This window comes from Paraburkholderia sp. RL17-337-BIB-A, from assembly GCF_046025895.1.
Lineage (GTDB): Bacteria > Pseudomonadota > Gammaproteobacteria > Burkholderiales > Burkholderiaceae > Paraburkholderia > Paraburkholderia fungorum_C.
The window spans coordinates 4,398,028-4,423,940 of record NZ_JARESY010000001.1 but is presented as its reverse complement, the minus strand read 5'-3'; the positions used below and the strand labels follow the sequence as shown (position 1 = coordinate 4,423,940).

The following is a 25,913-nucleotide window of genomic DNA, read 5'->3' as shown; positions in this document are numbered from 1 at the left end:
TAGGCGCGCCGCGCGGGCAACATTTTCAGGATGATACCGAAAGCTGCCGTGCGCCGCAGCATTGACCCTGCTGATAAAACTGGCAAAAGCGGGGGAAACCGGCGGCAAAGGCAAGGAACGGCCTGAGTCGGCCGACATGCACCGTCCGCATCCGGCAAGGCTGGCGGCCGTGAGCCTACGTCGCCTGTTTGGTACACAAAGGTGGCGCTGTGGACGAAATAACCGCCGAAACGTCAATCTAAATAAGAGTTTAAGCGTCGCGCGGTCAGGTCACGCCGGCGCCACCGTACGCTTCTTGCCGCGCTGCTTCAACACTCGCGCTTGCAGCACGATCACCAGCAGCAGGAACACGCCGCGAATCACAGACTGCCAATACGCCGACAAGCTGATAAATCCAAGCCCGTTCTCGAAATTCAGCAAGTTGAACACCAGACCGAGCAGCAACACGCCGGCAATCGTCATCGCAATCGAGCCTTCGCCGCCGGTGAGCAAGGTGCCGCCGAGCACCACCGCCGAAATCGCGAACAGCTCCCAGCCGACGCCTTCGTTCGGCAGACCCGCGCCGAACTGCGCAGCGAGGATCACGCCCGCCATGCCGGCGAGCAGGCCGCTTACCGCATAAGCCAGAACCAACGTCCGGTCGACGTTCAGCCCCATCAGCCGCGCCGCTTCCTCGCTGCCGCCAATGGCCAGCGAATGCGGCCCGAAGCGCGTGCTGCGCAGCGCGAGCCAGCCGGCTACCGCTGCGACTACCGCCACGATCCCCGGAATCGGCAGTCCGAACAGATCGCCTTGACCGAAGTTGCCGAAGTTGGAGTCGGCGGCAATCGACACTGCGTCGTTCTTGCCGAGCAGCAGCGCGACGCCGTGCGCGCCGAGGCTGGTCGCGAGTGTCACGATGAAGGGCAGGATTTTCAGCCGCGTGATGATCAGACCGTTGAGCACGCCGACGGCCATGCCCGCCGCGCAACCGGCTACGACGGCGACCCAGCCGCCGTAGCCGCTGGTCAACGCCGCGACGACGCTCGCCAGAGCGGCCACGGTGCCAACCGAGAGATCGATGCCGCCCGTGATGATCACGAAGGCCATGCCGATCGAGATCAGCGCGAACATCGAGTTGTAGCGCCAGAAGGACGTGATGTTGTAGGCCGAGCCGAAATGCTCGTAGCGCACGAGGCCGAGCACGATGAGGGCGACGAGCGCAAGGAGGATAGGAAGGTTCTTTTTCATCGCATCGAATCCGGGAGGGTTCCTGAAGCGTGAGGGTTAGCGCGAGCGCCGCTGCACATACACCGCGGCAACGATGATGGCGGCCTTCACCACCAGTGCCGCCGCGTCGGGAATGCCGTGCGCGAGCAGTGTGTAGCGCAGCAACTGGATGATCAGCGCGCCGATCAGCGTGCCGCCGATATAGGCCTTGCCGCCCGTCAGCGCCGTGCCGCCGACCGCCACTGCGGCGATTGCATCGAGTTCGACGCCGAGTCCCACCACATTCGCATCGGACGACGAATTCACCGAGATCGAGATCAGCCCCGCCAGGCCTGCGAGGGCGGCGCACAGCGTGTAGGCGATCAGCTTCACGGTGGCCGTCGGCACACCGCACAGATAGGCGGCCTTTTCGTTGCCGCCGGTGATCAACAGGTACTGGCCAAACAGGGTCTTGCGCACGATCCACGCGAACAGCACGACCAGCGCCAGCATCAGCAGCACCTGGAACGGCACGCCGGCGACCTTGCCCAATGCGATCCACTGAAACGCGGGCGTGTTGAACGCCTGCAAGCTGCCGTCCGTGACGACCTGGGCGATGCCGCGCCCGGCGATGAACAGCACCAGCGTCGCGACAATCGGCTGGACGGAGAGCCTCGTCACGAGCAAGCCGTTGAAGACGCCGCACGCGGCCGCCGCCAGCACCGGCAGCACGAACGCGAGCGCAATGCCGCCCGGCCCCGGAATGTTCAGGAACAGCATCGGCGCGAGCGCGCCTGAGATCGCCATCGACGCGCCCACCGACAGGTCGATGCCGCCCGTCGCCACCACCAGCGTCATGCCGATGCCGACAATCACGATCGTCACCACCTGCGTCATGTTGACGTTGAAGGTTTGCAGCGACCAGAAGTGCGGCGTGAAGATCAGGTTGAACAGCACCATTGCGAGCAGCACGATCACTTCGCGTTGCATGGCGAGGTGCCGCCATTTCTTCACCGTCGACGCGGCCGTGGCGCGCGGCGCGGTGGTGGCCGGCAGCGGCGGCGGTGCGGTTTCGTTGTGCAGCGACTCGGTGTGCAACTTAAGCGCCATGACGGTCGCCCTCCAACGCGTCTTCGAGATGGGCGGACTGGACGGCTTCGGCCAGTTGCGACTGGCCTTCGCTGCCGTAGGCGATGGCGTCCATGATCGCGGTCTCGCTCATGTCGGCGCCGTTCAGTTCCGCGACGGTGCGGCCATCGCGAATCACCACCGCGCGGTCGGCCACCGCCGTCAGTTCTTCGAGTTCCGATGCGGACAGCAGCACGGCGAGGCCTGCGTCGCGCAATTCACGCACGATTTTCGCCACGTCGGCTTTGGCGCCGACGTCGATGCCGCGCGTCGGTTCGTCGAGCAGCAGTAGCGACGGTTCGGCGGCGAGCCAGCGCGCGAGGAGGACCTTCTGCTGATTGCCGCCGGAGAGTTCGCGAATCGGCTGATCCGCCGAACGCAGCTTGATGCCGAGCGACGCAATGAAACGGTCGACGATCGCCTGCTGTTTCTTTATGTCGACTACGCCGTTTTTCGCCAACGTGCGCAAGCAGACCAGCGTGAGGTTATCGCGCACCGAAAGTTCGGGGACGATGCCTTCGGCTTTACGGTCCTCGGTGAGGTAAGCGAGGCCGCGCGCGATCGCATCCTGCGGCGACTTCAACGCTACCGTCTCGCCGCCGATCGACAAGGAACCTTGTTCGAGAGGATCGGCGCCGAACATCAGGCGCATGGTTTCGGTACGGCCCGAGCCGAGCAGGCCCGCGAGACCCAAGGCTTCGCCCGCATGGACTTCGAGTGAGACGTCGCTCACCTTCGGGTGCGTGCTCAGGTGGGTCGCGGCGATCGCCAGCTTGCCACGCCGCGCCAGATTCGCTTCGCGTGCCGCGGTATCGTCCTGCACGACGGCGGCGAGCGTGCGACCGAGCATCGTCGTGACGAGTTGCAGCTTGTCCATGTCCGGCATCGTGCTTTGCGCGACCGTCTGGCCGTCGCGCATCACGGTGACGCGGTCGCATAGCGCATACAGTTCGTCGAGCCGGTGCGAGACGAAGATCACCGCGCGGCCGTCGTCGCGCAGTTTGCGCACCACGGTGAAGAGCAATTCCACTTCGCGTTCATCGAGCGACGAGGTGGACTCGTCCATGATGACCATCTTCGCATCCGACGAAACCGCGCGTGCCAGCGCCACCATCTGCTGGATCGCAGTCGAATAGCGGCTGACCGGTTTCTTCACATCGATCTGCAAGCCGAACGATTCGAGCAGGGCGGCGGCGCGCTGCTGCACCGCGCGCCAGTCGATCAGGCCGAAACGGCGCGGTTCGCGGCCGAGGAAAATGTTCTCCGCCACCGAGCGGAACGGCACCAGATTGATCTCCTGATAGATCGTGCTGATGCCGGCTTCGCGCGCCTGTTTAGGCGTGCGGAAATCGACTTCCCGGCCCTCGAAGCGCACCGTGCCCGAGCCGCGCCGATAGGCGCCGGTCAGGATCTTGATCATGGTCGATTTGCCGGCGCCGTTCTGGCCGATCAGCGCATGCACTTCGCCGGCCGCGACGCTCAGATTGGCGCTGCGCAACGCGGGTACGCCGCCGAAGCTGATGCCGATGTCCTGCATCTCCAGCAGCGGCGAACGGGTAAGGGGAGAGTGTGGCGTCTCTTTGCCGGATTCCGTCACGGGTGTCCTCCTGATGCGTGTGCTGCTTCATGTGCTGCCGTGTGCTGCATGCGTTGCACGTGCGAGCTGCTGTGGCGATTCGTTCGGGCTCTTATGCGGGCGCTATCGTCGCATCATGCCGAACCATGTTACGCCGCATAAAAGCGAAGCGACGGCCCGTGCTGCCACGAACGCGTCGCTCCGAACCCTTCCCGTCGCCCGCCCTCCGAGGAGACAGATTCGGGCGGGGACGTCCTGCGAGGCAATCCCTCGATCCCGATGCCCCAAACGGAACTTGCCTCGGGGCGGGGGACTTCCTTCGGGTCGCGGAGCGCGTGGACGCTCCGCTACGGCACAACTCTCAAACTTCAAAACCGCGCATAGAGGCGCGCTTCGCTATCAATAACCGTACTGCATGTTTTGCTGCACGTTGCTCTTGTCGTAGAAGCGGTCGGACACCTTGACCCACGTCGGGATTTTTTCGCCCTTCGCATAACGCTGTGCAACGTCGCAGGCGAGCGGGCCGAAGAACGGGCTCGACTGCACGCTCGCGCCGAGCTCGCCGGCGGCGATCGCGTCCATGCCGCCCTTGGTGCCGTCGATCGTGACGATCTGGATGTCCTTGCCCGGCTGCTTGCCGGCTGCCTTGATCGCGGCAATCGCGCCGAGTGCCATTTCGTCGTTATGCGCGTAGACGGCGGTCACGTCCGGATGCGCCTGCAACAGCGTCTCCATCACCTGACGACCCTTGTCGCGTGCGAAGTCGCCGCTTTGCGAGGCGATGATCGTCATGCCCGGATTTTTCGCGATGATTTCGTCGAAGCCCTTCTTGCGATCGTTCGCGGCGGATGCGCCGGTGGTGCCTTCGAGTTCGATGATCTTCGCCTTGCCGCCGGTCGCCTTGATGAGCCAGTCAGCGGCGCGATGGCCCTGATCGATGAAGTCCGAGCCGATGAAGGTGATGTAGTCGCGGCCCGCCTTGGCCACCGACTGATCGACGTCGCGGTCGACCAGGATCACCGGAATGCCGGCCTTTTTAGCTTGCAGCACGATCGGCGCAAGCGGCTTTTCTTCGCGCGGCGGGAACACCAGCAGATCGACGTGCTGCGCGATCATGTTCTGGATGTCCGAGACCTGCTTGGAGTTCGAGCTGTTGGCGTCGGTCATGACCAACTGCCAGCCGCACTTCGCGGCGATGTCCTTGAAGCTCCTGGTTTCCGCGAGACGCCACGGGTTGTTGCTTTCGGTCTGCGCGAAGCCGACCTTCAGCGGAGTCTTGGTGGGCAGCTTCGGCAGCGCGTCGTCAGCGTGCGCCGTGGCGACGCCGAAACCGATGGCCAGAGCCAGCAGCGAACCTGCCAGCGGACGAATCTGCTGCTTGCGCACGTGCTTGCGCGACTGCGTGTTGAGCGACGCCATTGTCTTCCTCCAGTACCTGGTGAGGTAGGTGTATTTGCTTTTAGTGTTTCTCTTGCCGGCCGGCGCTGTTTCGCCATGACCGGACGTGCCGATTATTTCACTCGGAATTATTATCGGTCAATCACTAATAATATTAATTATTGGCTTTTTTGCCTCGGTAATTACCCTGACCGAAGCGCGTTCGACCAGTGGACCATCGAGCTTGACCATGCGATGCCGCACCGGCGCGCCGGCGGCGCGGTTTTGTTCCTCTTGCAACAGGGTTTCGACGGCCCAGCGCCCCAATTCGTAGTTCGGCAACACCACGGTCGAGAGCGGCGGGTGCGTATGGCGCGCGATTTCCTGGTCGTCGTAACCGAGCACCGACACGTCTTCGGGGACGCGATGGCCGAGTTGCTTCAACGCCTCGATCGCCCCGATGGCGGTCAGGTCGTTGGCGCAAAAAATCGCGGTTGGCGGATTGGCTTCGCGCATCAGCGAGAGCGTCAGTTCGAAGCCGAGACCGGAGCTCCAGTCGCCGTCGCGCACCAGTTCCGGCGCGAACGGCAGGTCGGCGGTGGCGAGCGCGGTGCGGTAGCCCTTGAGGCGGTCTTTCGAGGCGTCCTGCCACGGTTCGCCGTTGATATAGCCGATTCGCCGGTGGCCCGATTGCAGCAGATAGTCGGTCGCCAGATGGCCGCCCGCGACCTCGGCGGGCACCACCGACGAGCACCCGCCTTCGCTCGTGTAGCAGTTCAGCAGCACCGTGGGTACCTGCGAGAGCGCCGCCGGCAGCGTGACCTTGCGGGTGTAGACGGTCGCGTAGACCACGCCGAATACATGCGGGTTCGACAGCGTCGCGTCGAGCACCTGCTTTTCGATGTCGGCATTGCCGTGTGTCGAATAGACGGCGAGCATCTTGCCGCTCGCATAGGCCGCGTCGCGCGCGCCGTCGATGTTGACGACCGGATGCGGACTGGTCGAGATTTCGTCGGCCAGATAGACGATCAGGTTGCGTTCATCGTTCGACGCCGACACCGGTTCGCGCAGCGAAAGCCGGTAGCCGAGGTAGTGCGCGGCCTTCAGCACCTTGTTGCGGGTGCTCTCGGAGAATTTCGCGCCGGTCGCGTTATTCAGCACCAGCGAGACAGTCGATTGCGACACGCCGGTGAGTTTGGCGATGTCGGTCATGGTGGGACGGCGTTGAGTCGATTTTTTCATTGTGCGGGCCGCGCTGCGGCGGCGCGAAAGCAGGAGCATGCCGTGGCATGAGTGGTCCTGACGGTACCACTAATAATATGCGCGCGGCAACGCGCGCTAACCCGCCATTTGGGTGTTTTGGTATGGCATTGGCTGGCTGATCCTAGCGAATTTATTACTAATAATATTGACCGCCGCGCTTTGTCGTGCGATTCTCGGTCGCGCGGACCCCGACAGTTCGCCGGCCGCGTGCAGTACGCGGCACGTCATAGGAGACATTGATGCGCGTTCATGCCGCCCTTCGCCTGAGGTGCCGCCTTTTCTGACCATGCGCGACGTTTCCCTGAACTCGATCCGGCCGCTCGCGACCGAACTCTCATGGCTCGACGACCCCGTGATCGCACCGACGCTTGTCACGCTGAAGGCCGGCGCTATGCGAGTCGTGATCGCGCCTGCGGTTGGCGGCGCGCTGGCGGCTTACTTCGAGATCACGTCGGCAGGCCCGCTGCACTGGTTGCGGCCGGCCACCCAAGCGGCGTTCGACGAACGCGATCCGCTGCGCATGGCGAGCTTTCCGCTCTTTCCTTACTGCAACCGGATTCGCGACGCGCGCTTCCAGTTCGACGGCGACACGGTCGATCTGAGCGGCAATGACCAGCATTTTGCCCACGCGCTACACGGCAATGCGTGGCGGCGTCCATGGGAGGTTGGGGCGCGCACGGAAAGCTCGGTGGAATTGCACTTCGATCACGAACCGAATGCGCGGCAGGCTGGCGACTGGCCGTTTCGTTATCGCGCGCAGCAATGCATCGAGTTGAGCGACGGCGCGCTGCGCATCACGTTGTCCGCGCAGAACCTGGGCGACCGGCCGATGCCCTTCGGCATGGGCCATCACCCGTACTATCCGCGCACCGCACAGACCCGCATTTACGCCGAGGTGCAAGGCATGTGGCATGCCGACGCCGACGTGCTGCCCACGCATCTTGGCGCGCATCCCGCGGTTGAGGCGCTGCGTCACGGCATGTCGCCCGACGCGTTCGATCTCGACAATAATTTTGCCAACTGGTCGCGCGAGGCGACGATCGCATGGCCGGATGAACACCGTCAACTGACGATGACCGCCGATGCGCCCTTCGATCACATGGTGGTATTTGCGCTCGCCAACGACACACAACTCTGCGTGGAACCGGTGACGAACACCACTGATTGCTTCAACACAGTCGATATGCAGAAGCACGTAGGCGGCTGCGTGTTGCAGCCGGGCGAGGAGATCGCCGCGGCGTTGAACTGGACGCCGAGCCGGGGCTAGCTCACTCGACCCTCAAGCGCGCCATATATGGCAAATGATCCGACAGCCACGCAGTCTCTTGCGTCGGCTGGATCCATTCGACCGGTTCCATGCCGCGCACGAACATCTTGTCGAGCGCGAGCGCCGGCGAGAAGGCCGGGAACGTGCGCCCCGCTTCGCCGAGCAGCGTCGCTACTTCCTGCAGACCGTGTTCGGCGAAGAGCGGAACCGAGTCGTTGCGCCAGTCGTTGAAGTCGCCGGCCAGCACCAGCGGACCTTCCGGCGCTTCCTTCGCGATCCAGTGCGCGATCCAGTTCATCTGCCGCAAGCGCGCGGAACGCGTGAGTGCGAGATGCGCGCACAGCAGCGTGACCGAATGACCGCCGAAGGTTGCCCGTGCCACCAGCAGTCCGCGCTTTTCAAAGCGGTGCGCGGAGATGTCCCAGCGGCCGCCGAGGTCGAGCGGATGCGGCGACAAAATCGCATTGCCATGCCGCCACGACGGCTTGAACACGTTCGGTCCAAGCGCGATTTCGAGTTCGGCCGCGCGTGCGATTTCAGTGGCCTGGCAATGCCAGACATCGCTCAACGGATCGGCGAGCGGTGAGCCGAAAGTGCTTGCCAGGATCGGCGAGGGCATGCGCCGCGCCATCGCTTCCTGCAAAAAATACGCATCCGCGTGGGTCGACTGGACCCAGCGCTGCATGGCCTGCCAGGCCTGAAAGCCAAGCGGTGTGCGGCCCTTATGCAGGTTCCAGCTCACCGCAATGAAATCCTTGGGCGCTGCGCTCTCGCGGATCAATTCTTCTGGGTTTCGCATGCCGCGTTGTCCACGTGTTCTGTTGGGGGCTTCGGTTGTTCGCTTCAGTTTCAGTTGGCGCGATTCGCATCCATCCGCGCTGCATTGCGCTAGTTCGTGCAGTTCGCATCCATCCGCACTGGTTTGCGCCGCCTTTTTGCGCTAGTTCGCGCTGTTCGCAAGGCTCGCATGCACGCGATAGACCAGGTTCGGATCCTTGTCGACGATCGTCCAGCTGGCCCACTGCCCGGCCTGCACCTTCAGACCCGGATGGCTCGCGCTGACCTGACGGGGTTGCGGCGGCAGCTTGCAGCCGGTATCGGTTTGCCGCGCGGTGTCTTCCTCGAAGGTTTCCTGGGCTTCGATCGACAGCGTGACCGCATTTGCATCCGCCTGCAGCGGCGAGATGGTTAGCGTGCGCGCCAGATCGATGCTGCCGCCTGGCTGGTCTTTACAGCCGACGTTATGCTGCACCATCTTGTGATGCGTGTCCGTGCGCGCCTGACCGACGGTGGTGGTGCCGTCGAATGAATCGATCTGCTGGCCGTTGCGCATCACCTGCAATTGCCATTGCACGACCTGTTGCGCCGACCCTTGTTGCGCGTTCGCGAGCAGCGAAGTGCCGAACAGCGCGGCGGCTAGCACGGCAACGATACTGGTTTTCCACATAGAAGCATTCTCCGGTCACTGCGTCCGGCAGCGTTGTCAGAGGGCCATCTTACGCCTGATGGGCTGAACGCTTTTCTGACACTTCAAACGGGGCCGGGTTCAGCAATACAGCATTTCGGATAGGGCGATGAATGCCTCGGGGGGACTTCCTCCGGCCGTCGCCGACAACAAGCCGTGGTTAGCAGCAGAGCCGCACGACTGCTGGCTTGCACACGAATATGTCCTCGATACACTGGACTTGAAACGGCGCCCACCAGGCGCCGCCGCAGCAAGACCAGCCAGACGGGGTGAGCGATGACAACAGCAATGGTCAAACAGGAAATCGCCGTGGCGTCTTTCAGCCGGGTGTACGACCTCGATCAGGTCGAGACCGCGCTGAACGATCTCGGCGAAGGCGCGAACGAAGCGCTGCGCAGCACATACGAAAAGATGCTGAAAACCGGCAATCTGCGTTTCTGCGTCAAGCCGAACCGGATGCCGTCGATCGACGATCTGATCGACGCGCTGCCCAACTTTTCCGCGCCGCTCGACGACATCCGCAGGCAGGTCGCCTTGTGCCTCGAGACCGAAGACCGGCTCGAACTGATGCCGATCCTGCTGCTCGGCGACCCCGGCATCGGCAAGACGCACTTTGCCAAGCAGTTGGCGCGCCTGCTTGGCACCGCCTATCAGTACGTAGCGATGAGTTCGCTGACGGCAGGCTGGATCCTTTCGGGTGCCTCGTCGCAATGGAAGAACGCGAAGCCGGGCAAGGTGTTCGATGCGCTCGTGAACGGCAGCTACGCGAACCCCGTGATCACGGTCGACGAAATCGACAAGGCCAGCGGCGATTCGCAATACGATCCGCTCGGCGCGCTTTACGCGTTGCTCGAGCACGACACGGCGCAAACCTTCACCGACGAATTCGCCGAGATTCCGATCAATGCCGGGCACGTGATCTGGATCGCGACCGCGAACGACGAGCGCTCGATTCCCGAGCCGATCCTGAACCGGATGAACGTCTACGAGATTCCGCCGCCGGATCATGACGGCGCGCGCCGCATCGCTCAATCGATCTATGGCGAGATTCGTTCAGCGCATAACTGGGGTCTGCGCTTTCCCGAAACGCTCGGCGACGCCGCGCTCGATGCGCTGAAGCGGGCATCGCCGCGTGAAATGCGGCGTGCGATTCTGAATGGATTCGGCGCGGCGCGCCTTGCCGGCCGCGATCAGATTGACGCCAGCGATATTCGGCTGGATTACGGAAATCGTCGAAAACCGATCGGTTTTTGAGGTTTTGCGCCTGTTTTTGGCTGAAAATTGCCTTCGGGACGGCTTTTTTACAGCGCCAATCGGGCGTCTATACCGAAAATCGGATGAATGCTTTGGCAATTGTTGCTAATCGTGAGGCGGGACTGCGTATCGTCGAATCGCGCGATGCGCCGTCCCGCTCGCATGAAGAATCGAGCGCGTCGACCTTCGACGGCGTACACTGGCTCTCTCAGGCCCAGACGTTCAAGACCTGCTCAAGACAGAAATGCCCGCAGTTATGCGGGCATTTCTGTCTGTGCAGCGTCGTACAATTTGCAAAGCGGTTCCATCAGGGCAGGGTGCGTTCGACAACGAGCGGTGTGTGGTTCTCGATAGCCGCATCCTGTCTTCATCGATATCGGCTGAACGAGGTAGCGCGCGGCGAGGTCAGCCGCGTCAAGGGACATGGATCAAATCGAATGTGTAGTGATCGGCGCAGGCGTGATCGGTCTCGCCGTGGCACGCGCACTGGCGGCGCGCGGGCGCGAGGTGATCGTGCTGGAAGCGGCCGAGGCGATCGGCGTGGGCACCAGCTCGCGCAATAGCGAAGTGATACACGCGGGGATCTACTATCCGCGCGGTTCGTTGAAAGCAGCGCTCTGTGTGCGTGGCCGCGAGCTGCTGTATGACTATTGCGTCGAGCACAACGTGCCGCATTCGCGTTGCGGCAAACTGCTGGTGGCCACTTCGCGCAATCAGATTCCTCAGCTCGAAAGCATCATGGCGAAGGGGCGCGACAACGGCGTGCTCGATCTGATGCGGATTACTGGCGACCAGGCGCAGGCGCTCGAGCCCGCGCTCGAATGCGTGGAGGCGGTGTTCTCGCCGCAGACGGGCATCGTCGATAGTCATCAGTTGATGCTGGCCCTTCAGGGTGACGCCGAGCGTGACGGCGCGGTGTGCGCGTTCCATGCGCCGGTCGAGGCAATCGAGGCGAGCAACGGCCGCTTCATCATCAAAGTGGGCGGCAGCACGCCAACCACGATCAGCGCCGCGTGCGTGATCAACAGCGCCGGTTTGCAAGCCAACGCGCTGGCACGCAAGATTCGCGGTCTGGACGCGCGCCATGTGCCGCCGCTTTATCTCGCGCGCGGCAACTACTTCAGCATCTCGGGGCGCGCCCCGTTCAGCCGGCTGATCTATCCGATGCCGAACGAAGCCGGTCTCGGCGTGCATTTGACGATCGATCTCGGCGGCCAGGCGCGTTTCGGTCCCGACGTCGAATGGGTCGATGCGGTCAATTACGACGTCGATCCGCGGCGTGCCGATTCCTTTTACGCGGCGATTCGCGCGTACTGGCCCGCGCTTCCGGACGATGCGCTGCAGCCCGCCTATGCGGGGATTCGTCCGAAGCTTTCCGGCCCCGGCGAGCCCGCCGCCGACTTCGTGATTCAAGGTCCGGCCGCGCATGGCGTGCGCGGGCTCGTCAATCTGTTCGGTATCGAGTCGCCGGGATTGACGGCGTCGCTTGCGATCGCGCAGCGCGTCTGCGAACTGAGCGGGCGCGCTTGACGGGCGAGATTAACGGGCGCACTTGGCCGCCATACCTCCGAGCCCTCATGTCGCGTTCGCGTCTCGTGTGAACAACCCGCCTTCCGCGCCCGACTTTCGCGCCCAACTTTCGGGCGCGAGGTCGTACCAATTCGGTTATCTCTATCATTTGGGCCGTCACGCGCGACGGCTTCATTGCTATCCTTGGGGACCGCTGTCAATAGAACGGCGATCAGTTCAATACAAATGGAGTGTCCCCATGAAGTCTTCCCGTCGTACGTTTTTGATCACCAGCATTGGTGTGGCATCCACCTTCGCGCTGTCGCGCCAGGCTTTCGCCGACGCACCGAAAGTCGCCGAGACCGATCCGACCGCACAAGCACTCGGCTACAAGGCCGACGCGAGCAAAGTCGACAAGGCCAAGTTCGCGAAGTACGCAGCAGGCCAGGACTGCGGCAACTGCAGCTTCTACCAAGGCAAGCCGACCGACCCCTATGCAGGCTGCCCGATGTTCGCGGGCAAGCAGGTCGCGAGCAAGGGTTGGTGCAGCGCATACAACAAGAAAGCCTGATTACGTTTGGGCCGCACGGACGCTCAGTGACGCGGCAAATCGCCGCAACGTCGCGACGGCCTTTCCTTTAGCTGCGCGCCTGCATCAACGGTGGTCGTTTGTCGAACCACGGGCGCGCCGCTTCGAGCTGCGCGGCCAGTCGCAACAGCATGGCTTCACCGCCGTTACGCGCGGCGAACTGCACGCCGACAGGCAGCCCGCGCGCGTTCCAGTAAAGCGGCACCGACATCGCCGGTTGTCCGCTCAGATTGAACAACTCCGTGCATCCCGCCCACGCGAACGCCTTGTTCGACGCTTCGGTCAGCAGCTTCTTCAGCAACGGTTCGAGTGGCATGGCGGTGACAGCGCGCATCTGCATGCGCTCGGCGGCCGTCGGCTGCATTTCGCCGATCTTGATCGGGGAGCCGGCGAGCGTCGCGCACAGGAGCACGTCGTAGCGGCCCAGCAAATCGGTAAGGCGTTCGGTGATGCGTCGCTGTTCTTCGAGTGCGCCTGGCAAGCCACGCTCGCCAAGTTTGCGGCCGACATGCGCCATGGCCCACGTGGAGATTTCGAATTCGTCGCGCAGCGGTTTGCGGCCGGTGATGCGATCGGCGTTCAGCACCATTTCTTCCGCCGTCACCGACCACAGCATCAGGAACGCATGGCGGACTGCCGCGAAATCAATGCCGAGCGACACCGGTTCGATGTTATGGCCTAGCGAGCTGGCGAGTTGCGCGGCGTCTTCGAGCGCGGCGCGCGAGTCGGCGGAGAGCGAGGGCGCCAGCATCGAATCGGTGACGTAGGCAATGTTCAGCGGCTTGCATGGCTCGCGGCTTGCGCCGAGGAAGGTGCCCGGCGCGCCGAGCGGTCGGTCCGCGTTGCCAGCCAGCAGATCGAGCAGCAACGCGCTGTCGCGCACGCTGCGCGATATTGCGTGATCGATGCCGAGCTCACCGACCGCGGCGGTCGGCGTTGCGCGCGGCACACGTCCGCGGGAAGGTTTGAGGCCAAACAACCCGCAACATGAAGCGGGAATGCGGATCGAGCCGCCGCCATCCGATGCATGCGCGAGCGGCACGATACCCGCGGCGACCGCCGCCGCCGCGCCGCCGCTGGAACCGCCAGGCGTGTGGTCGAGATTCCACGGGTTACGGCACGCGCCGAACAGTTCGGGCTCCGTATAAGGCATCTGACCGAGTTCGGAGGTACTGGTCTTGGCGAAGATGTTGAGGCCCGCCGCTTTCGCGAGTGCGACGACCGGTGCGTCCTGGGTGGGAATGAAATGCCGATAGTGGCGGCTGCCCATCGCCATGCGCAGCCCGGCGACCGCTGCGCCCAGATCCTTGATCAGATAGGGCACGCCCGCGAGTGCGGCTTGCGCGCTTTCACCGTCCGTATGGTTTGCGCCATTCGCTCTGTTCGCATCGTCGAGCGAGGCACGCTGACGCGCTGCGTCGTAGTCCTTCAGGACGATCGCGTTGATGGCGGGATTGACGGCCTCGGTGCGGGAGATCGCGATATCCAGCAACTCGCGCGCGCTCGCTTCGCGGCTTCGGACCAGTTCGGCGAGGCCGATGGCGTCATGGGCGAGATAGTCTGATTGCACGACGGATGGGCCCTCTCTATCGAGTGTTGGAGTTGCCGGTTGCCAATGCGAATGACGAACGGCTTTGCCGGACGTCCCGTCGTCCCCGGATCATCGATAAGCATGGAAGAAGACGACGCGCCGATGGCGCGCCGTCTTTGAGAGAGTAACCCAGTACTGGTGCGAGTTACAGGCGCCGATTGAAGCTGTGAGCTGTAGGCGCGAGCGGCAGGCGTCGGTTGAAGTTGCGAGCGCTGGACGCGAGTGGCAGGCGCCGGGTGAAGTTGCGAGCGCTGGACGCGAGTGGCAGGCGCCGGTTGAAGTTGCGAGCCATGGGCGCGAGTGACAGGCGCCGATTAAAGCTGCGAGTTATCGGCGCGAGTGACACGCGTTGTTTATAAGCGCGTATCACAGCCGTGCATCGCAGCCGCGTACCACAGCCGCGCATCGCAGCCGCGAATCACAACCGCCAATCACAACCGCCAATCACAACCGCGAATTACAGCCGTTCACCGAGGAAGGTCAGCGTGCGCCCATGCGCGAGCGCCGAGGCGTGCTGGTTATACGACGCGCGGTCCGAGCAGTTGAAGCCGTGATCTGCATTCGGATAGATGTTGAATTCCGCATCGGTGCGGCCGGCGAAGCGTTCCTGAATCTGGCCGACAGCCGACAGCGGGATGTGCGCGTCGAGTTCGCCGTAGTGGAATTGCATCGGCACTTTGATCTTCGCGGCTTCATCGAGCTGGTTCTGAATGCCGCCGCCGTAATAGGCAACCGCGCCGTCGAGCGTGCCTTGCGCGGCAGCCAGATACGCGAGTCGGCCGCCGAAGCAGAAGCCGATCGCCGCAACTTTGCCGGTCACTTCCGGCAGCGCGCGCAACGCCGCGGCGGCAGCGCCGATATCGGTCACCGCCTGATCGACATTGGTTTTTTGCATCAACTCGATCCCCTTTTCGCGGTCCGCGCCGTCATACGTCAATTCGACGCGCGGCTGCACGCGCCAGAACACGTCCGGTGCGAGCGCGACGTAGCCGTCTTGCGCGTACTGATCCGCGACCGAACGGATATGGCTGTTCACGCCGAAGATTTCCTGAATGATGATGACGGCCGGTCCCTTGCCGCCTTTGGGCAGCGCCAGATAGCCGCCGAAGCTGTCGTTGCCGGCGGGAATGTCGATCCAGCGGGAAGTCGTGCTCATGTTGCTCTCCATTTACGAGTGAGTTGATACGCGGGGTCGGTCTGAATGAATGCCAGAGGGCCGAATGCCTGAAGCGGGCGGTCAGTGTGCCACCAAAAGAAGCGCCTTGCAGCGGGGTCACGCGAGGCCTGACGAAGCTCGTCGCGCAGCAACAATCTCGTAAGGCGATTGAAACATTCTCGATAATTCATTTCTCCGCGCGCGCCAGGCTCGATACAGTCCAGAGTCTCGGCTCGCCGATGCTGCGAGCGCATTGTCGGAAGGAGAATCGATCATGAGTGAAGGCAGTTTTGTGACGCCGTTCGCGGCGCGCTTCGAGTTGCGGGTGCCGGTCGTGCAGGCGCCGATGGCCGGCGGCGCGACGACGCCGGCGATGGTCGCCGCGGTATCGAACGCCGGCGGTCTCGGCTTTCTGGCCGCCGCCGCGCTATCGCCCGAGAAGATCGCGAGTGAAGTCGCGGCGATTCGCGCGCTGACGGATCGCCCCTTCGGCGTGAACCTGTTTGTACTCGAGCCGGCCGCGCCGGACGAAGCCACCGTGCGCCACGCGCTCGAAGCAATCGATCCATTGCGCGCCGAGCTCGGTTTGCCGCCCGGGCAGCTGCTCGAACGCTATGCGCCGGATTTTCGCGCGCAACTGGAAACGCTGATCGAATTGCGCGTGCCGGTGGCGAGCTTCACGTTCGGACTGCTCGCTGTCGAAGACATCGCCCGTCTGCATGCGAACGGCCTGTATGTAATAGGCACCGCGACGCATGTCGCCGAGGGTGCCGCGTGGCGCGATGCGGGTGCCGACGCAATCGCCGCGCAAGGCGCGGAGGCGGGCGCGCATCGCGGCACCTTCATCGGCGCATTCGAGGACGCGTTGGTCGGCACCATGGCGCTCGTGCCGCAACTCGTCGATGCGACCGGTCTGCCGGTGCTGGCCGCCGGCGGCATCATGGACGGGCGCGGCATCGTCGCCGCGCTCGCGCTCGGCGCGCAAGCCGCCATGATGGGCACCGCGTTCCTCACCTGTTTCGAGAGTGCGATACCGCAGGCATGGAAAACCCGCGTACGTGCGATGTCCGACACGTCGACGTCCGTAACACGCGCGATCACCGGCCGTCATGCGCGCGGCATACGCAATCCGTTGATGCAGCATTTGAGCGAGTCGGCGCACAAGGTCGCGCCTTATCCGGTGCAAAACGCGTTGACTCAGGAACTGCGCCAAACCGCAAGCCGCGCGAATAACGGCGACTATCTGTCTCTCTGGTCCGGCCAGGGCGCACCGCTTGGCCGCGCGCGTCGCGAAGGCCTCGGCGCGGCGGAACTGGTCGGGCAACTCGATCAGGAATGGCATGCTGTGGTTGCAAGGATCGCCGCGATCAAAGGTTGATTCAGCGCGGCTCAGGCGCGCCTCGCAGCGATCCGGGATCGCGCTGTTTTTAAATCCAAAGTCTATTCGAACCATTAACGGTTTAACACGCTAAAAGCTTTAGGCCGGTGCTGTCAGATGAAACGCCTACCTGGCGGAAACCCGCATGGGATGGCGTTTTCCAGCCTCTCTGTCCAGCCGGAATCGGACGCTGTTGGATAAACGCTATTAGTGTTCATCCCACTTCCTCAAAAAAGTCCCACAATTTAATTTGATGGCCTACACTTGCGCGCAAGTACGGTTTACCGCCTGCCACAAACAGGTTGGCGAACGTGCTGGCCAAGTGCATGAACGATGCAACCGGCGTGGTCGTCCACGGGACTGAGCGACACGTGTAGGGAAGCGGGGGCACAGGGCGATTACGTTGTTTTTGGGACCGAAACTGGAGACTTACATGAACATCAAGATTCAAAAGTTGTTGCCGATCAGCGCTGCGGCGATGCTGTTCGCAACGTTGGCAACTTCGGCGGCAGCCGACACGGTCGTCAAGATCGGTCACGTGGCACCGCTGACTGGCGGTATTGCTCACCTGGGTAAAGACAACGAAAACGGCGCGCGTCTGGCGGTTGAGGAAATCAATGCCAAGGGCCTGACGATCGGCGGCCAGAAAATCACGCTGCAACTCGACGCACAAGACGATGCAGCTGACCCGCGCACGGCAACTCAAGTCGCGCAGAAGCTGGTCGACGACAAGGTTGTCGCCGTGGTCGGCCACTTGAACTCGGGCACTTCGATCCCGGCTTCGAAGATCTATAGCGATGCTGGCATCGTGCAGATCTCGCCGTCGGCAACGAACCCGGCGTACACGCAACAAGGTTTCAAGACGACGTACCGTGTCGTGGCAACCGATGCGCAACAAGGTCCGGCACTGGCTAACTACGCAGCCAAGACCATGAAGATGAAGAGCGTCGCGATCGTCGACGACTCGACCGCATACGGCCAGGGCCTTGCCAACGAATTCGAAAAGACCGCCAAGTCGCTGGGCCTGAACGTGATGTCGCATGACGCGACGAACGACAAGGCTGTCGACTTCCGCGCGATTCTGACGAAGATCAAGGGCGAAAACCCGGACGCGATCATGTACGGCGGCATGGACGCCACCGGCGGCCCGTTCGCCAAGCAAGCCAAGCAACTTGGCCTGCGCGCGAAGGTGCTGGCTGGCGACGGCGTGTGTACGGATAAGCTGTCCGACCTGGCTGGCGACGCAACCGACAACATCGTCTGCTCGGAAGCCGGTATGGCGCTCGAGAAGATGGCTGGCGGCCCGGCGTTCCTCGCCAAGTATCAGAAGCGTTTCGGTCAGCCGATCCAGATCTACGCTCCGTTCACGTATGACGCTGTGTACATCATCGTCGACGCTATGAAGCGTTCGAACTCGACCGATCCGGCGAAGATCCTGGCAGCCATGCCGGCGACCGACTACAAGGGTGTGATCGGCGAAACCACGTTCGACTCGAAGGGCGACCTTCAGCACGGCGTGATCTCGCTGTACAACTATAAGGGCGGCAAGAAGACGCTGCTCGACGTAGTGAAGATGTAAAAACCGCATGACCGAAGACAGCTTTGTTTGTCTTCGGTCAAGCAGTTAAAAGGCACGCGCGCCGCAAGGCTCGCGTGCCTTTTCTTTTGGGCATCTGCGTGCGAGGCTAGCGGGTTTGAGAACTTCGTTTGGAGAACGCCGTGACCACTGTGATCCGTTCGATCGATAACGGCTGGCGCCGCTGGATTGCCGAGAATCTGTTGCTCGACGCACCGCCGCCCGCAGTGCATGGTGCGCTGGTCGGACACGGTTTCGACCCTGCCGAGGCCGTGCGCGAAATCGAGGCAGCGCTCGCGAGTCCTTACTTTGAGGGAGCAGCGCGCTTGCGCAATCGTTTGCGCAAGCGCGAGTGGATATTGTCGGTGTACGGCACGCTCAATCGCATGCGCGCGCAAAGCGGCGCGATCGAAAGGCGCGAGCGTCTATCGCGCGACGAGTTCTTTGAGCAGTACTACTTTCAGAACCGGCCGGTCATCATCACCGGCGCTTTCGATTTCTGGCCGGCACGCACGCAGTGGTGTTTCGATTACTTTCGCGAGCGTTGCGGCGATTGCGAGGTCGAAGTGCAGTTCGGCCGCGAGTCGGATGCGAATTATGAAATCAATCAGCCGAAGCTCAAACGGATGATGCGCTTTGCCGATTATGTCGATCTCGTCGAGCGCAGCGGCCCGACAAACGATTTCTACATGACCGCTAATAACACCTCGCACAATCGCGCGGCACTCGCCGCGTTATGGCCCGATGTGCCGACCATTGGCGAATATCTTGACGCCGGATCGCCCGATACCGGCTTTTTCTGGATGGGGCCGGCTGGAACGAAGACGCCGTTTCACCATGATCTGACCAATAACTTCATGGCGCAGGTAATCGGCCGCAAGCAGATCAAGATGGTGCCCTTGTCCGATACGCCTCATATGGCGAACTATCTGCATTGCTTTTCGCAGGTGGATGGCAGTGCGATCGACTACGAACGGTTCCCGTCGATGCGCGATGCGCATTTGATCGAATGCACGCTCGCAGCCGGTGAATTGCTGTTTCTGCCGATCGGCTGGTGGCATTACGTGGAGGGACTCGATGCATCGGTAACGATGACGTACACGAATTTTCTTCAGCGTAACGACTTCTCGCGTAATTACGTCACGTATCACGAACTTTAATAAGCCGATCGATGCGCGGGCGCTTTCGATCCCGTCTCTCGTTGCGGCGATAAATAAACGGCGAGCCGGTTGACCCGGCTCGCCACTCCCTTCGGCGCTTGTTTGCCGCGCTGTTATTTGCTGTCGTTATTCGTCTTCGTCACTTCTTTGCCGCCAGACCGCCTAGGCCGCCGAGCAGGCCGCCGCCTGTCGAGCCGCCTGCCGAGGTCGCCGTACCGGTCAATGCGCCGGTGACTGTGCCCAGCAGGCCGGTGATTGGCGCCAGCGGGTTGCTGGCACCACCGGCGCTACCCGAACCCGCAGCCGAGCCGAGTGCGCCTGTCAGCGACGACACCATCGTCGTCACCGGTGCAAGCGGGTTGCCGCTGCTGCCGGTTGCGCCGCTCAATGCGCCGGTGACCGAACTCACCACGCCTGTCAGCGGTGCAAGCGGGCTGCCCGAGCTGCTACCGCCGCCGCCGATACCGCCGAGGCTGCCGGTCACCGTGCTGAGGACGCCGGTGAGTGGTGCAAGCGGGCTGCCCGAACTGCTGCCGCCGCCGCTGATTCCGCCGAGGCCGCCGGTCACGGTGCTGAGGACGCCGGAGAGTGATGCAAGCGGGCTGCCCGAACTGCTGCTGCCGCCGATGCCGCCAAGACCGCCGGTCACCGTGCCGAGGACGCCGGAGAGTGGTGCAAGTGGGCTGTCCGAACTGCTTCCGCCGCCGATACCGCCAAGACTGCCGGTCACGGTGCCGAGGATGCTAGTCAATGGCGCAAGCCGACTGCCCGAGCCGCTGCCGCCGGTCAGGCCGCCGCTCAAGGTGCTGGGCAAGGCGGTGAGAATGCCGGTCAACGGCGCGAGCGGAGTGCCGCCCAGCGGAGTGCCGCCCAGCGGAGTGCCCGCAGTGCCGCCGTTCCCGCCCGGATTCAGGATGCCCGTGAGCCCGTCGAGCGGGTTGCCGCTGCTCGAACCGCCCGCAGTCAGCAGGCCGCCGGCGGAGGTGACGGTGTCGCCGAGCTTGGTCACGACATTGCCGAGGTTCTGGCCGATCGGATTGCCGGTCGCGCTGCCGACCTGGCTGCCCGCGCTGTCGAGGCCATGACCGATGGTGGACAGCAGACCGTTCAGCGGTGCGCCGAGACCGGTCGTGTCGCCGACGGTTTGGGTCGTTTGGGCGAGCGTGCTTGTGATCGGCGTGATCGAGGTGCTGACAGTTTGCGTGACTTGCTGGATGGTGCCGTTCGTCAGCTGCGAGCTTAGTTGCGTGCCAAGGCCGCTGACTGCATTGCCGACCGTCGAGACTGCGCTGCCGAGCGGCGTGGTCAGCGGACTGAGGGGCGCGGTGGGGCCGCTGCCGAGACTCATCACCAGTTGGCTGGCGCTGTTGATGGCTTGGCCTGCGTCATAAATCAGGTTGTCGCTGCTCGCCAGCGTCGTGCCAAGCGGATCTTTGGAATTGCCGAGCTGGCCGAGGCCGTTCGCGACACCCGTACCGACTGCAGTGACGCGGGCGCCGAGGTTCGAGACGACGTTGCCGAGCGCAGTAGTAGTGGCCGGGTTCGCGCCGGGGATCGGCGTGAGACCGATCTGGCTGCCGACCGCGGAGACCGTTTGGCCGGTTGCGGTGATCACATTGCCGGTGTTTTGGACGACCACACCGATCGGATTCGCGCTGGTTGGCGTGGGTGTCGGAGTTGGAGTTGGCGTCGGAGTCGGCGTCGGAGTCGGAGTCGGAGTCGGAGTCGGAGTCGGCGTTGGGGTAGGCGTCGGAGTGCCGCCGCCCCCACCGCTACCGAGACCAGGCCTGGTCAACGTGCTGCCGCATCCGGTCAGTAAGATCATCGACGACACGCACATGGCGATTGCCGACAGTTTGAAATTGCGATTCATGGTCCGCTCCCCCGTAATTTAGAAATTGCTGAGGAGCTAACTGCAAGGCCTATGCCATTTGTGTTTGCATGGCCAATCCGTCGAATAAATTATTACTAATCAATGGGTTATGCGTGATCGCCCGATGTAGTCAAAGGCTTGATCCCGCCGATGTGCCGAGGAGCACATCAGCGTGCAGACCTCGCGTAACGTAACGTAAGGTTGCGGGTTTTCGTATGGCAGGGCGCCCGCCGATACAGCAGCGTGCGTCTGCGTCAGATCTTCAAACGCCGCAGCACCTTCGGACCCGCGATCGCGATCAGCGCCGCGCACACGGCCACCACGGACAAGCCGATCGGCAAACTGGTCACCTGCGTCACCGCGCCGATGATCACCGGCCCAAGCAGCAGCCCAAAGTACGCCAGCCCGGCGACATGCGCGAGCCCTTCGGCCGCGTGAATACCCTTGACGCTCGCCGCTGCCGCGAACAGCACGGGCATCATGTTCGCGAGCCCGAGACCCATGAGCGTGAAGCCAAGCAGCGCGGCGACCGGATGCGGCAGCAGCAGTGCGCCGACCATGCCCGCGCAGGCAAGCGATGCGCTTGCCATCACCAGTTGCGGTGCGCCGAAACGGGCACGCACGGCGTCGCCGGCAAAACGTGCCGCTGCCATGCCGGCCGAAAACGCCGCGTAGGCCGCGCTCGCGAGGGCAGGCGTGGACAGCACGACGTCGCGCATATAGACGGTGGCCCAGTCGTACATCGCGCCTTCGGCGATCAGCGCGACAAGTGCCATCGCGCCGAGCGCCCACAAGGCAGGCGAGCGCCAGCGGTTGGCGCGTGGCGTGGCCGCGTCAGGATGATCGGCATGCGGCACGTGGGGCAGCACGGAAGGACAGGCCGCGATCAGCACCAGCGCGCTGACTGCCCCAGCCAAGGCGAGATGCAGCGCCGGCGCCATGCCGCGCGCCAGCAAGGCGCCGCCCACCGCCGCGCCGAACATGCCGCCGACGCTGAACATGCCGTGCAGTGACGACATGATCGGCTTGCCGAGCGCTTTCTCGACAGCGCTGGCTTCCGCGTTCATCGCGACGTCGAGCGTAGCCATGCCCGCGCCGAAGACGGCCAATACGATCAGCAGCATCCAGTAAGCCGGCACGATCAGGATCAGCGCCGCACACACCGCCATGACCAGACCGCCTGTCAGACAGGCGCGGCGCGTGCCGACCCGCGCAATCCACGAAGCATTCGCCGCCATGGCGCCGATCGAGCCACCGGCCACGGCCAGCAGCGCGAATGACAGCATCGCCGCATTCAGGTGGAAGCGGTCGCGCACGGTCGGCACGTGCACTCCCCACGACGCGTACATCATGCCGGCGATGAAGAACACCGCCATCGTGGCGATGCGGGCACGCTGCCGTGCGGTGCTGGAGAGATCGCGATGAGCAGCGGGGAGGGTGGCGAATTCGGAAGAACGATCGGACACTGAAATCTCGTGGGAGAGAGAACGCGGGAGAAAGCGCGTTGAAAGCGGAATTGCTGATTCTAACGAAGCACGCTGTCTTATGCTTGGCGCGAATTGGTCCAACGCTTACGATTGTTCGGCTGCACGCGAAAGAGGCGGGGCGGCTCAGCGGCAGTGCGCTGCACTGTCGCCGGGGTGTTGCTGATTCAACCGCGGGTCTGTGGCCTCTCTTGCCTTAGCAGGCTGCGGAAATACCGACGCCGATGAGTCAGCGGATGAGACGACTGAAACGTTATTGTGATGAAGCCCTAACCCTGAGAGATGATGCGCGGCGCCGATACCTTCACCGAGAGCCTGTTCACGATGCACAAGCTGGAAGACTTTGTTCCCGCGAGTCACCCGCTGCGCGCGATTCGCAAGATGGCCAATGCTGCGCTGGCGAAGATGGAGCCGTTGTTTGCCCGCATGTATGAGGCCGACATCAAGGGCGGGCGGCCCAGCATTGCGCCGGAGAAACTGCTGCGGGCGATGCTGTTGCAAGTGCTCTACAGCGTGCGCTCCGAGCGACAGTTGATGGAGCAGGTCCAATATAACCTGCTGTTTCGCTGGTTCATTGGGCTGTCGATGGACGATAGCGTATGGGTGCCGACCGTGTTCACCAAGAACCGGGAACGACTGATTAAACATGACGCGGTCATCGAGTTCTTCAATGAGGTGCTGGCCATTGCACAGCAGAAGGCCTGGCTATCAGGCGAACACTTCAGCGTTGACGGTACGCTGATCCAGGCCTGGGCCGGCCATAAGAGCTTTGTGCGCCGTGACGATGACGACCAAGCCAATGGCGATGGGGGCAACTTCAAAGGCGAGAAGCGCAGCAACGACACCCATGAGTCGAAGACCGATGTTGATGCGCGACTCTATCGTAAAGGCGGCACGGCCAGTGAATTGCGCTACATGGGCCATACCTTGAGCGACAACCGCCACGGTCTGGTGGCCAACGCCGTGGTGACGATCGCTGATGGTTATGCCGAGCGCGAAGCTGCGCGGGTCATGATTAACGATGCCAGACAGGCGCTCGATGACCCGGCGCGTGAGATCACGCTCGGAGCTGACAAGGGTTACGATGCCCAGGACTTCGTGCAAGCCTGTGTGGACATGAAGGTCACGCCGCATGTGACGCAGAACAAGTCGGGACGCCATTCGGCGGTGCCGGAGGCGATTGCGCAAAGTGTGGGCTACGCCATCTCGCAGCAAAAGCGCAAACTGATCGAGCAGGGATTCGGCTGGGCCAAGACCGTTGGGGGCATGCGTCAGGTGATGGTGCGCGGCCTGAAGAAAGTGGATCAGATGTTTGTGCTGACGATGGCGGCGTACAACCTGGTTCGTATGCGCACCTTGGGACAAATCCGTGCGCAGGAGGCGCAATAAGCTAAATCGGGGCTAAAAACGGCACCGACTAGCCACCAGAGACGGGATCGGCCAATCAATTCCCGGATGGTGCAAAAACGACTCCGGCTTCCCCTTCGGGAGGAAAGCCGCTCGTGATTGCTTCGGGTATTTCCGCAGCCTGTTAGTCTTACTGTGTCAAAAAGTATTTACGCCGAATCGATACCTGGTAGTATTGAATAATACAGACTTCGGGCGATCGCGATGACAGAGAATGTCGATGAATTTGATGCCTATCTGAACCATCTGACGCAGGCGTTAGGGCACGCCGATCGCCATGCCGGGCTCAAGGGCTACTGTTCGGGCCTGGTGTTGCCGTTGTCACGCAAGAGCGTCGAGCCGATGGCCGCGCATATTGACCCACTTCACGCGAGTGCGAAGCACCAGTCCCTCCACCACTTTGTGGCCAAGGCAGAATGGTCTGACCGGGCACTCTTGCAGCGGGTACGCGATTGGGTGATGCCCGCATTAGGCGCTCACGCTTCTGAAGAAACCGGCTACTACTGGATTATTGACGACACAGGTTTTCCAAAGAAGGGGCGTCATTCGGTCGGGGTGGCGCGTCAGTATTGCGGACAGCTTGGGAAACAGGACAACTGTCAGGTCGCCGTGAGCCTGTCGATCGCGACGCAACGCGGCAGCCTGCCGATTGCCTGGCAGTTGTATGTCCCCAAGGAATGGATTGACGACCGGGAACGTGCCCGTCGTGCCGGCATTCCCGACGATCTGGCTTTCGAGACCAAGCCGCAGATTGCGCTGGTCCAACTTCGCGAGGCTATAGCATCCGGCGTTGCACCGGGCATCGTGCTGGCCGATGCTGGGTACGGCGACGAAACTGCTTTCCGGGATGGCGTAACCGAACTGGGTTTGTTGTACGCGGTAGGGATCCGGCCGGGCACCTCTGTATGGGCACCCGGTACGGCGCCACTTCCGCCCAAGCCCTGGAGCGGGCGCGGCAAGCCACCGACATTGTTGCGCCGTGCGCCCGGCCATGAACCGCTCGCGGTGAAGGAACTGGCCATGCAATTACCCGTGAACACCTGGCAAACCGTGACCTGGCGCGAAGGCAGCAACGCGGTACTTTGCTCACGCTTTGCCGCCGTACGGGTTCGTCCCGCACATCGCGACGATGAGCGAAGTACTGTGCGCGACGAAGAGTGGCTGCTCATTGAATGGCCTGATGGCGATACGGAGCCGCTCAAATACTTTCTCTCTACCGCCCCGCAAGAGGCGACACTTGAACAGATCGTATTTGTGACCAAAATGCGCTGGCGCATCGAGCGCGACTATCAGGACCTGAAACAGGAGTTCGGGCTCGGTCATTATGAAGGACGAGGTTGGCGTGGCTTTCACCACCACGCCACGCTGAGTATCGCGGCATACGGATTTCTCATGGCTCAGCGCCTGAGGATGCGATCAGATGGACGCGATAAAAAAAACTTCTCCGAACGCGCGCTGCCTGCCCTTCCCCCAGATTACATCCCCCGGGGCAGTCCAGCGCGCACAACGTCACGTTCCTGATTCCATTACCACGTTGCGTATCCTGCTCGGACTACGGCTCATGCAACGATGGCACTCTTCCTATACAGCAATAGACTGCGCAACTAGTTATTTGACACAGTAAGATTAGGTGTTTGTATTACCAATTTGCAGCCCGGCATCCGCAGCTCAT

20 protein-coding genes are annotated in these 25,913 nt (G+C 62.7%); 9 read left to right on the top strand and 11 right to left on the bottom strand.

Annotation, left to right across the window (positions count from 1 at the left end):
• Positions 1 to 270: 270 nt before the first annotated feature.
• The 5 genes from P0D84_RS19740 to P0D84_RS19720 form a co-directional block, all read right to left on the bottom strand.
• Positions 271 to 1,230, bottom strand: coding sequence for an ABC transporter permease (locus P0D84_RS19740; protein WP_408339123.1), 960 nt, complete (start codon positions 1,228 to 1,230; stop codon positions 271 to 273).
• 36 nt (positions 1,231 to 1,266) lie between these two features.
• Positions 1,267 to 2,298 (bottom strand): ABC transporter permease, encoded by a 1,032-nt coding sequence (locus tag P0D84_RS19735; protein ID WP_408339121.1) that lies wholly within the window; start codon positions 2,296 to 2,298, stop codon positions 1,267 to 1,269.
• Positions 2,288 to 3,853: a sugar ABC transporter ATP-binding protein gene (locus P0D84_RS19730; RefSeq protein ID WP_408339902.1), complete on the bottom strand. Its 1,566-nt coding sequence runs from the start codon at positions 3,851 to 3,853 to the stop codon at positions 2,288 to 2,290. The genes P0D84_RS19735 and P0D84_RS19730 overlap by 11 nt, the downstream gene beginning before the upstream one ends.
• 438 nt (positions 3,854 to 4,291) lie before the next feature.
• A complete protein-coding gene (locus P0D84_RS19725; protein ID WP_408339119.1) occupies positions 4,292 to 5,311 on the bottom strand; it encodes an ABC transporter substrate-binding protein in 1,020 nt (339 codons plus the stop codon).
• Between the two features lie 117 nt (positions 5,312 to 5,428).
• Positions 5,429 to 6,481: a LacI family DNA-binding transcriptional regulator gene (locus P0D84_RS19720; protein ID WP_408339900.1), complete on the bottom strand. Its 1,053-nt coding sequence runs from the start codon at positions 6,479 to 6,481 to the stop codon at positions 5,429 to 5,431.
• A gap of 337 nt (positions 6,482 to 6,818) precedes the next feature.
• On the opposite strand from P0D84_RS19720, the gene P0D84_RS19715 reads away from it, so the two are divergent.
• Positions 6,819 to 7,799 carry an aldose 1-epimerase gene (locus P0D84_RS19715; protein WP_408339118.1) on the top strand — a complete coding sequence of 327 codons (981 nt, stop codon included), beginning with the start codon at positions 6,819 to 6,821 and terminating at the stop codon, positions 7,797 to 7,799.
• A 1-nt stretch (position 7,800) separates the two neighbouring features.
• Here the strand turns inward: P0D84_RS19715 and P0D84_RS19710 are convergent, their stop codons facing one another.
• Together P0D84_RS19710 and P0D84_RS19705 are read right to left on the bottom strand one after the other, a co-directional pair.
• Complete coding sequence (locus P0D84_RS19710) at positions 7,801 to 8,598, bottom strand: endonuclease/exonuclease/phosphatase family protein (protein WP_408339116.1); 798 nt, start codon at positions 8,596 to 8,598, stop codon at positions 7,801 to 7,803.
• Between the two features lie 141 nt (positions 8,599 to 8,739).
• Complete coding sequence (locus tag P0D84_RS19705) at positions 8,740 to 9,246, bottom strand: hypothetical protein (protein WP_408339114.1); 507 nt, start codon at positions 9,244 to 9,246, stop codon at positions 8,740 to 8,742.
• Between the two features lie 294 nt (positions 9,247 to 9,540).
• Between P0D84_RS19705 and P0D84_RS19700 the strand changes: the two genes are divergently transcribed.
• From P0D84_RS19700 to P0D84_RS19690, 3 genes are all read left to right on the top strand, one after another.
• Entirely contained in the window at positions 9,541 to 10,518 is a 978-nt protein-coding gene (locus P0D84_RS19700; protein ID WP_408339112.1) for an AAA family ATPase, read from the top strand.
• Positions 10,519 to 10,941: 423 nt separating this feature from the next.
• Complete coding sequence (locus tag P0D84_RS19695; protein ID WP_408339110.1) at positions 10,942 to 12,048, top strand: NAD(P)/FAD-dependent oxidoreductase; 1,107 nt, start codon at positions 10,942 to 10,944, stop codon at positions 12,046 to 12,048.
• 238 nt (positions 12,049 to 12,286) lie between these two features.
• Entirely contained in the window at positions 12,287 to 12,598 is a 312-nt protein-coding gene (locus P0D84_RS19690; protein ID WP_408339108.1) for a high-potential iron-sulfur protein, read from the top strand.
• Positions 12,599 to 12,665: 67 nt separating this feature from the next.
• On the opposite strand, the gene P0D84_RS19685 is transcribed toward P0D84_RS19690, so the two are convergent.
• Together P0D84_RS19685 and P0D84_RS19680 are read right to left on the bottom strand one after the other, a co-directional pair.
• Positions 12,666 to 14,186: an amidase gene (locus P0D84_RS19685; protein ID WP_408339106.1), complete on the bottom strand. Its 1,521-nt coding sequence runs from the start codon at positions 14,184 to 14,186 to the stop codon at positions 12,666 to 12,668.
• Between the two features lie 478 nt (positions 14,187 to 14,664).
• Positions 14,665 to 15,363, bottom strand: coding sequence for a dienelactone hydrolase family protein (locus P0D84_RS19680; RefSeq protein WP_408339104.1), 699 nt, complete (start codon positions 15,361 to 15,363; stop codon positions 14,665 to 14,667).
• Positions 15,364 to 15,637: 274 nt separating this feature from the next.
• On the opposite strand from P0D84_RS19680, the gene P0D84_RS19675 reads away from it, so the two are divergent.
• From P0D84_RS19675 to P0D84_RS19665, 3 genes are all read left to right on the top strand, one after another.
• Positions 15,638 to 16,741, top strand: coding sequence for an NAD(P)H-dependent flavin oxidoreductase (locus P0D84_RS19675; RefSeq protein WP_408339102.1), 1,104 nt, complete (start codon positions 15,638 to 15,640; stop codon positions 16,739 to 16,741).
• A 433-nt stretch (positions 16,742 to 17,174) separates the two neighbouring features.
• Positions 17,175 to 18,320 (top strand): branched-chain amino acid ABC transporter substrate-binding protein, encoded by a 1,146-nt coding sequence (locus P0D84_RS19670; RefSeq protein ID WP_408339100.1) that lies wholly within the window; start codon positions 17,175 to 17,177, stop codon positions 18,318 to 18,320.
• Positions 18,321 to 18,460: 140 nt separating this feature from the next.
• A complete protein-coding gene (locus P0D84_RS19665) occupies positions 18,461 to 19,477 on the top strand; it encodes a cupin-like domain-containing protein (RefSeq protein ID WP_408339098.1) in 1,017 nt (338 codons plus the stop codon).
• Between the two features lie 139 nt (positions 19,478 to 19,616).
• Here P0D84_RS19665 and P0D84_RS19660 read toward each other — a convergent pair whose 3' ends face one another.
• Both P0D84_RS19660 and P0D84_RS19655 read right to left on the bottom strand, forming a co-directional pair.
• A complete protein-coding gene (locus P0D84_RS19660) occupies positions 19,617 to 21,350 on the bottom strand; it encodes a collagen-like triple helix repeat-containing protein (protein ID WP_408339096.1) in 1,734 nt (577 codons plus the stop codon).
• A 254-nt stretch (positions 21,351 to 21,604) separates the two neighbouring features.
• Entirely contained in the window at positions 21,605 to 22,816 is a 1,212-nt protein-coding gene (locus tag P0D84_RS19655) for an MFS transporter (RefSeq protein ID WP_408339094.1), read from the bottom strand.
• A gap of 303 nt (positions 22,817 to 23,119) precedes the next feature.
• On the opposite strand from P0D84_RS19655, the gene P0D84_RS19650 reads away from it, so the two are divergent.
• Both P0D84_RS19650 and P0D84_RS19645 read left to right on the top strand, forming a co-directional pair.
• The gene (locus P0D84_RS19650) at positions 23,120 to 24,223 is read left to right on the top strand and encodes an IS5 family transposase (protein ID WP_408339092.1); all 1,104 of its coding nucleotides are present in this window, start codon (positions 23,120 to 23,122) and stop codon (positions 24,221 to 24,223) included.
• Between the two features lie 222 nt (positions 24,224 to 24,445).
• On the top strand, positions 24,446 to 25,762 hold the full coding sequence (locus P0D84_RS19645; protein WP_408339090.1) for an IS701 family transposase: 1,317 nt from the start codon (positions 24,446 to 24,448) through the stop codon (positions 25,760 to 25,762).
• Positions 25,763 to 25,913 lie beyond the last annotated feature (151 nt).

Excerpts from the sequence above, each read along its gene's own strand:
- P0D84_RS19740 (WP_408339123.1), bottom strand. The coding sequence starts at position 1,230 with ATGAAAAAGAACCTTCCTATCCTCCTTGCGCTCGTCGCCCTCATCGTG.
- P0D84_RS19735 (WP_408339121.1), bottom strand. The coding sequence starts at position 2,298 with ATGGCGCTTAAGTTGCACACCGAGTCGCTGCACAACGAAACCGCACCG.
- P0D84_RS19730 (WP_408339902.1), bottom strand. The coding sequence starts at position 3,853 with ATGCAGGACATCGGCATCAGCTTCGGCGGCGTACCCGCGTTGCGCAGC.
- P0D84_RS19725 (WP_408339119.1), bottom strand. The coding sequence starts at position 5,311 with ATGGCGTCGCTCAACACGCAGTCGCGCAAGCACGTGCGCAAGCAGCAG.
- P0D84_RS19720 (WP_408339900.1), bottom strand. The coding sequence starts at position 6,481 with ATGACCGACATCGCCAAACTCACCGGCGTGTCGCAATCGACTGTCTCG.
- P0D84_RS19715 (WP_408339118.1), top strand. The coding sequence starts at position 6,819 with ATGCGCGACGTTTCCCTGAACTCGATCCGGCCGCTCGCGACCGAACTC.
- P0D84_RS19710 (WP_408339116.1), bottom strand. The coding sequence starts at position 8,598 with ATGCGAAACCCAGAAGAATTGATCCGCGAGAGCGCAGCGCCCAAGGAT.
- P0D84_RS19705 (WP_408339114.1), bottom strand. The coding sequence starts at position 9,246 with ATGTGGAAAACCAGTATCGTTGCCGTGCTAGCCGCCGCGCTGTTCGGC.
- P0D84_RS19700 (WP_408339112.1), top strand. The coding sequence starts at position 9,541 with ATGACAACAGCAATGGTCAAACAGGAAATCGCCGTGGCGTCTTTCAGC.
- P0D84_RS19695 (WP_408339110.1), top strand. The coding sequence starts at position 10,942 with ATGGATCAAATCGAATGTGTAGTGATCGGCGCAGGCGTGATCGGTCTC.
- P0D84_RS19690 (WP_408339108.1), top strand. The coding sequence starts at position 12,287 with ATGAAGTCTTCCCGTCGTACGTTTTTGATCACCAGCATTGGTGTGGCA.
- P0D84_RS19680 (WP_408339104.1), bottom strand. The coding sequence starts at position 15,363 with ATGAGCACGACTTCCCGCTGGATCGACATTCCCGCCGGCAACGACAGC.
- P0D84_RS19675 (WP_408339102.1), top strand. The coding sequence starts at position 15,638 with ATGAGTGAAGGCAGTTTTGTGACGCCGTTCGCGGCGCGCTTCGAGTTG.
- P0D84_RS19670 (WP_408339100.1), top strand. The coding sequence starts at position 17,175 with ATGAACATCAAGATTCAAAAGTTGTTGCCGATCAGCGCTGCGGCGATG.
- P0D84_RS19660 (WP_408339096.1), bottom strand. The coding sequence starts at position 21,350 with ATGAATCGCAATTTCAAACTGTCGGCAATCGCCATGTGCGTGTCGTCG.
- P0D84_RS19650 (WP_408339092.1), top strand. The coding sequence starts at position 23,120 with ATGCGCGGCGCCGATACCTTCACCGAGAGCCTGTTCACGATGCACAAG.
- P0D84_RS19645 (WP_408339090.1), top strand. The coding sequence starts at position 24,446 with ATGACAGAGAATGTCGATGAATTTGATGCCTATCTGAACCATCTGACG.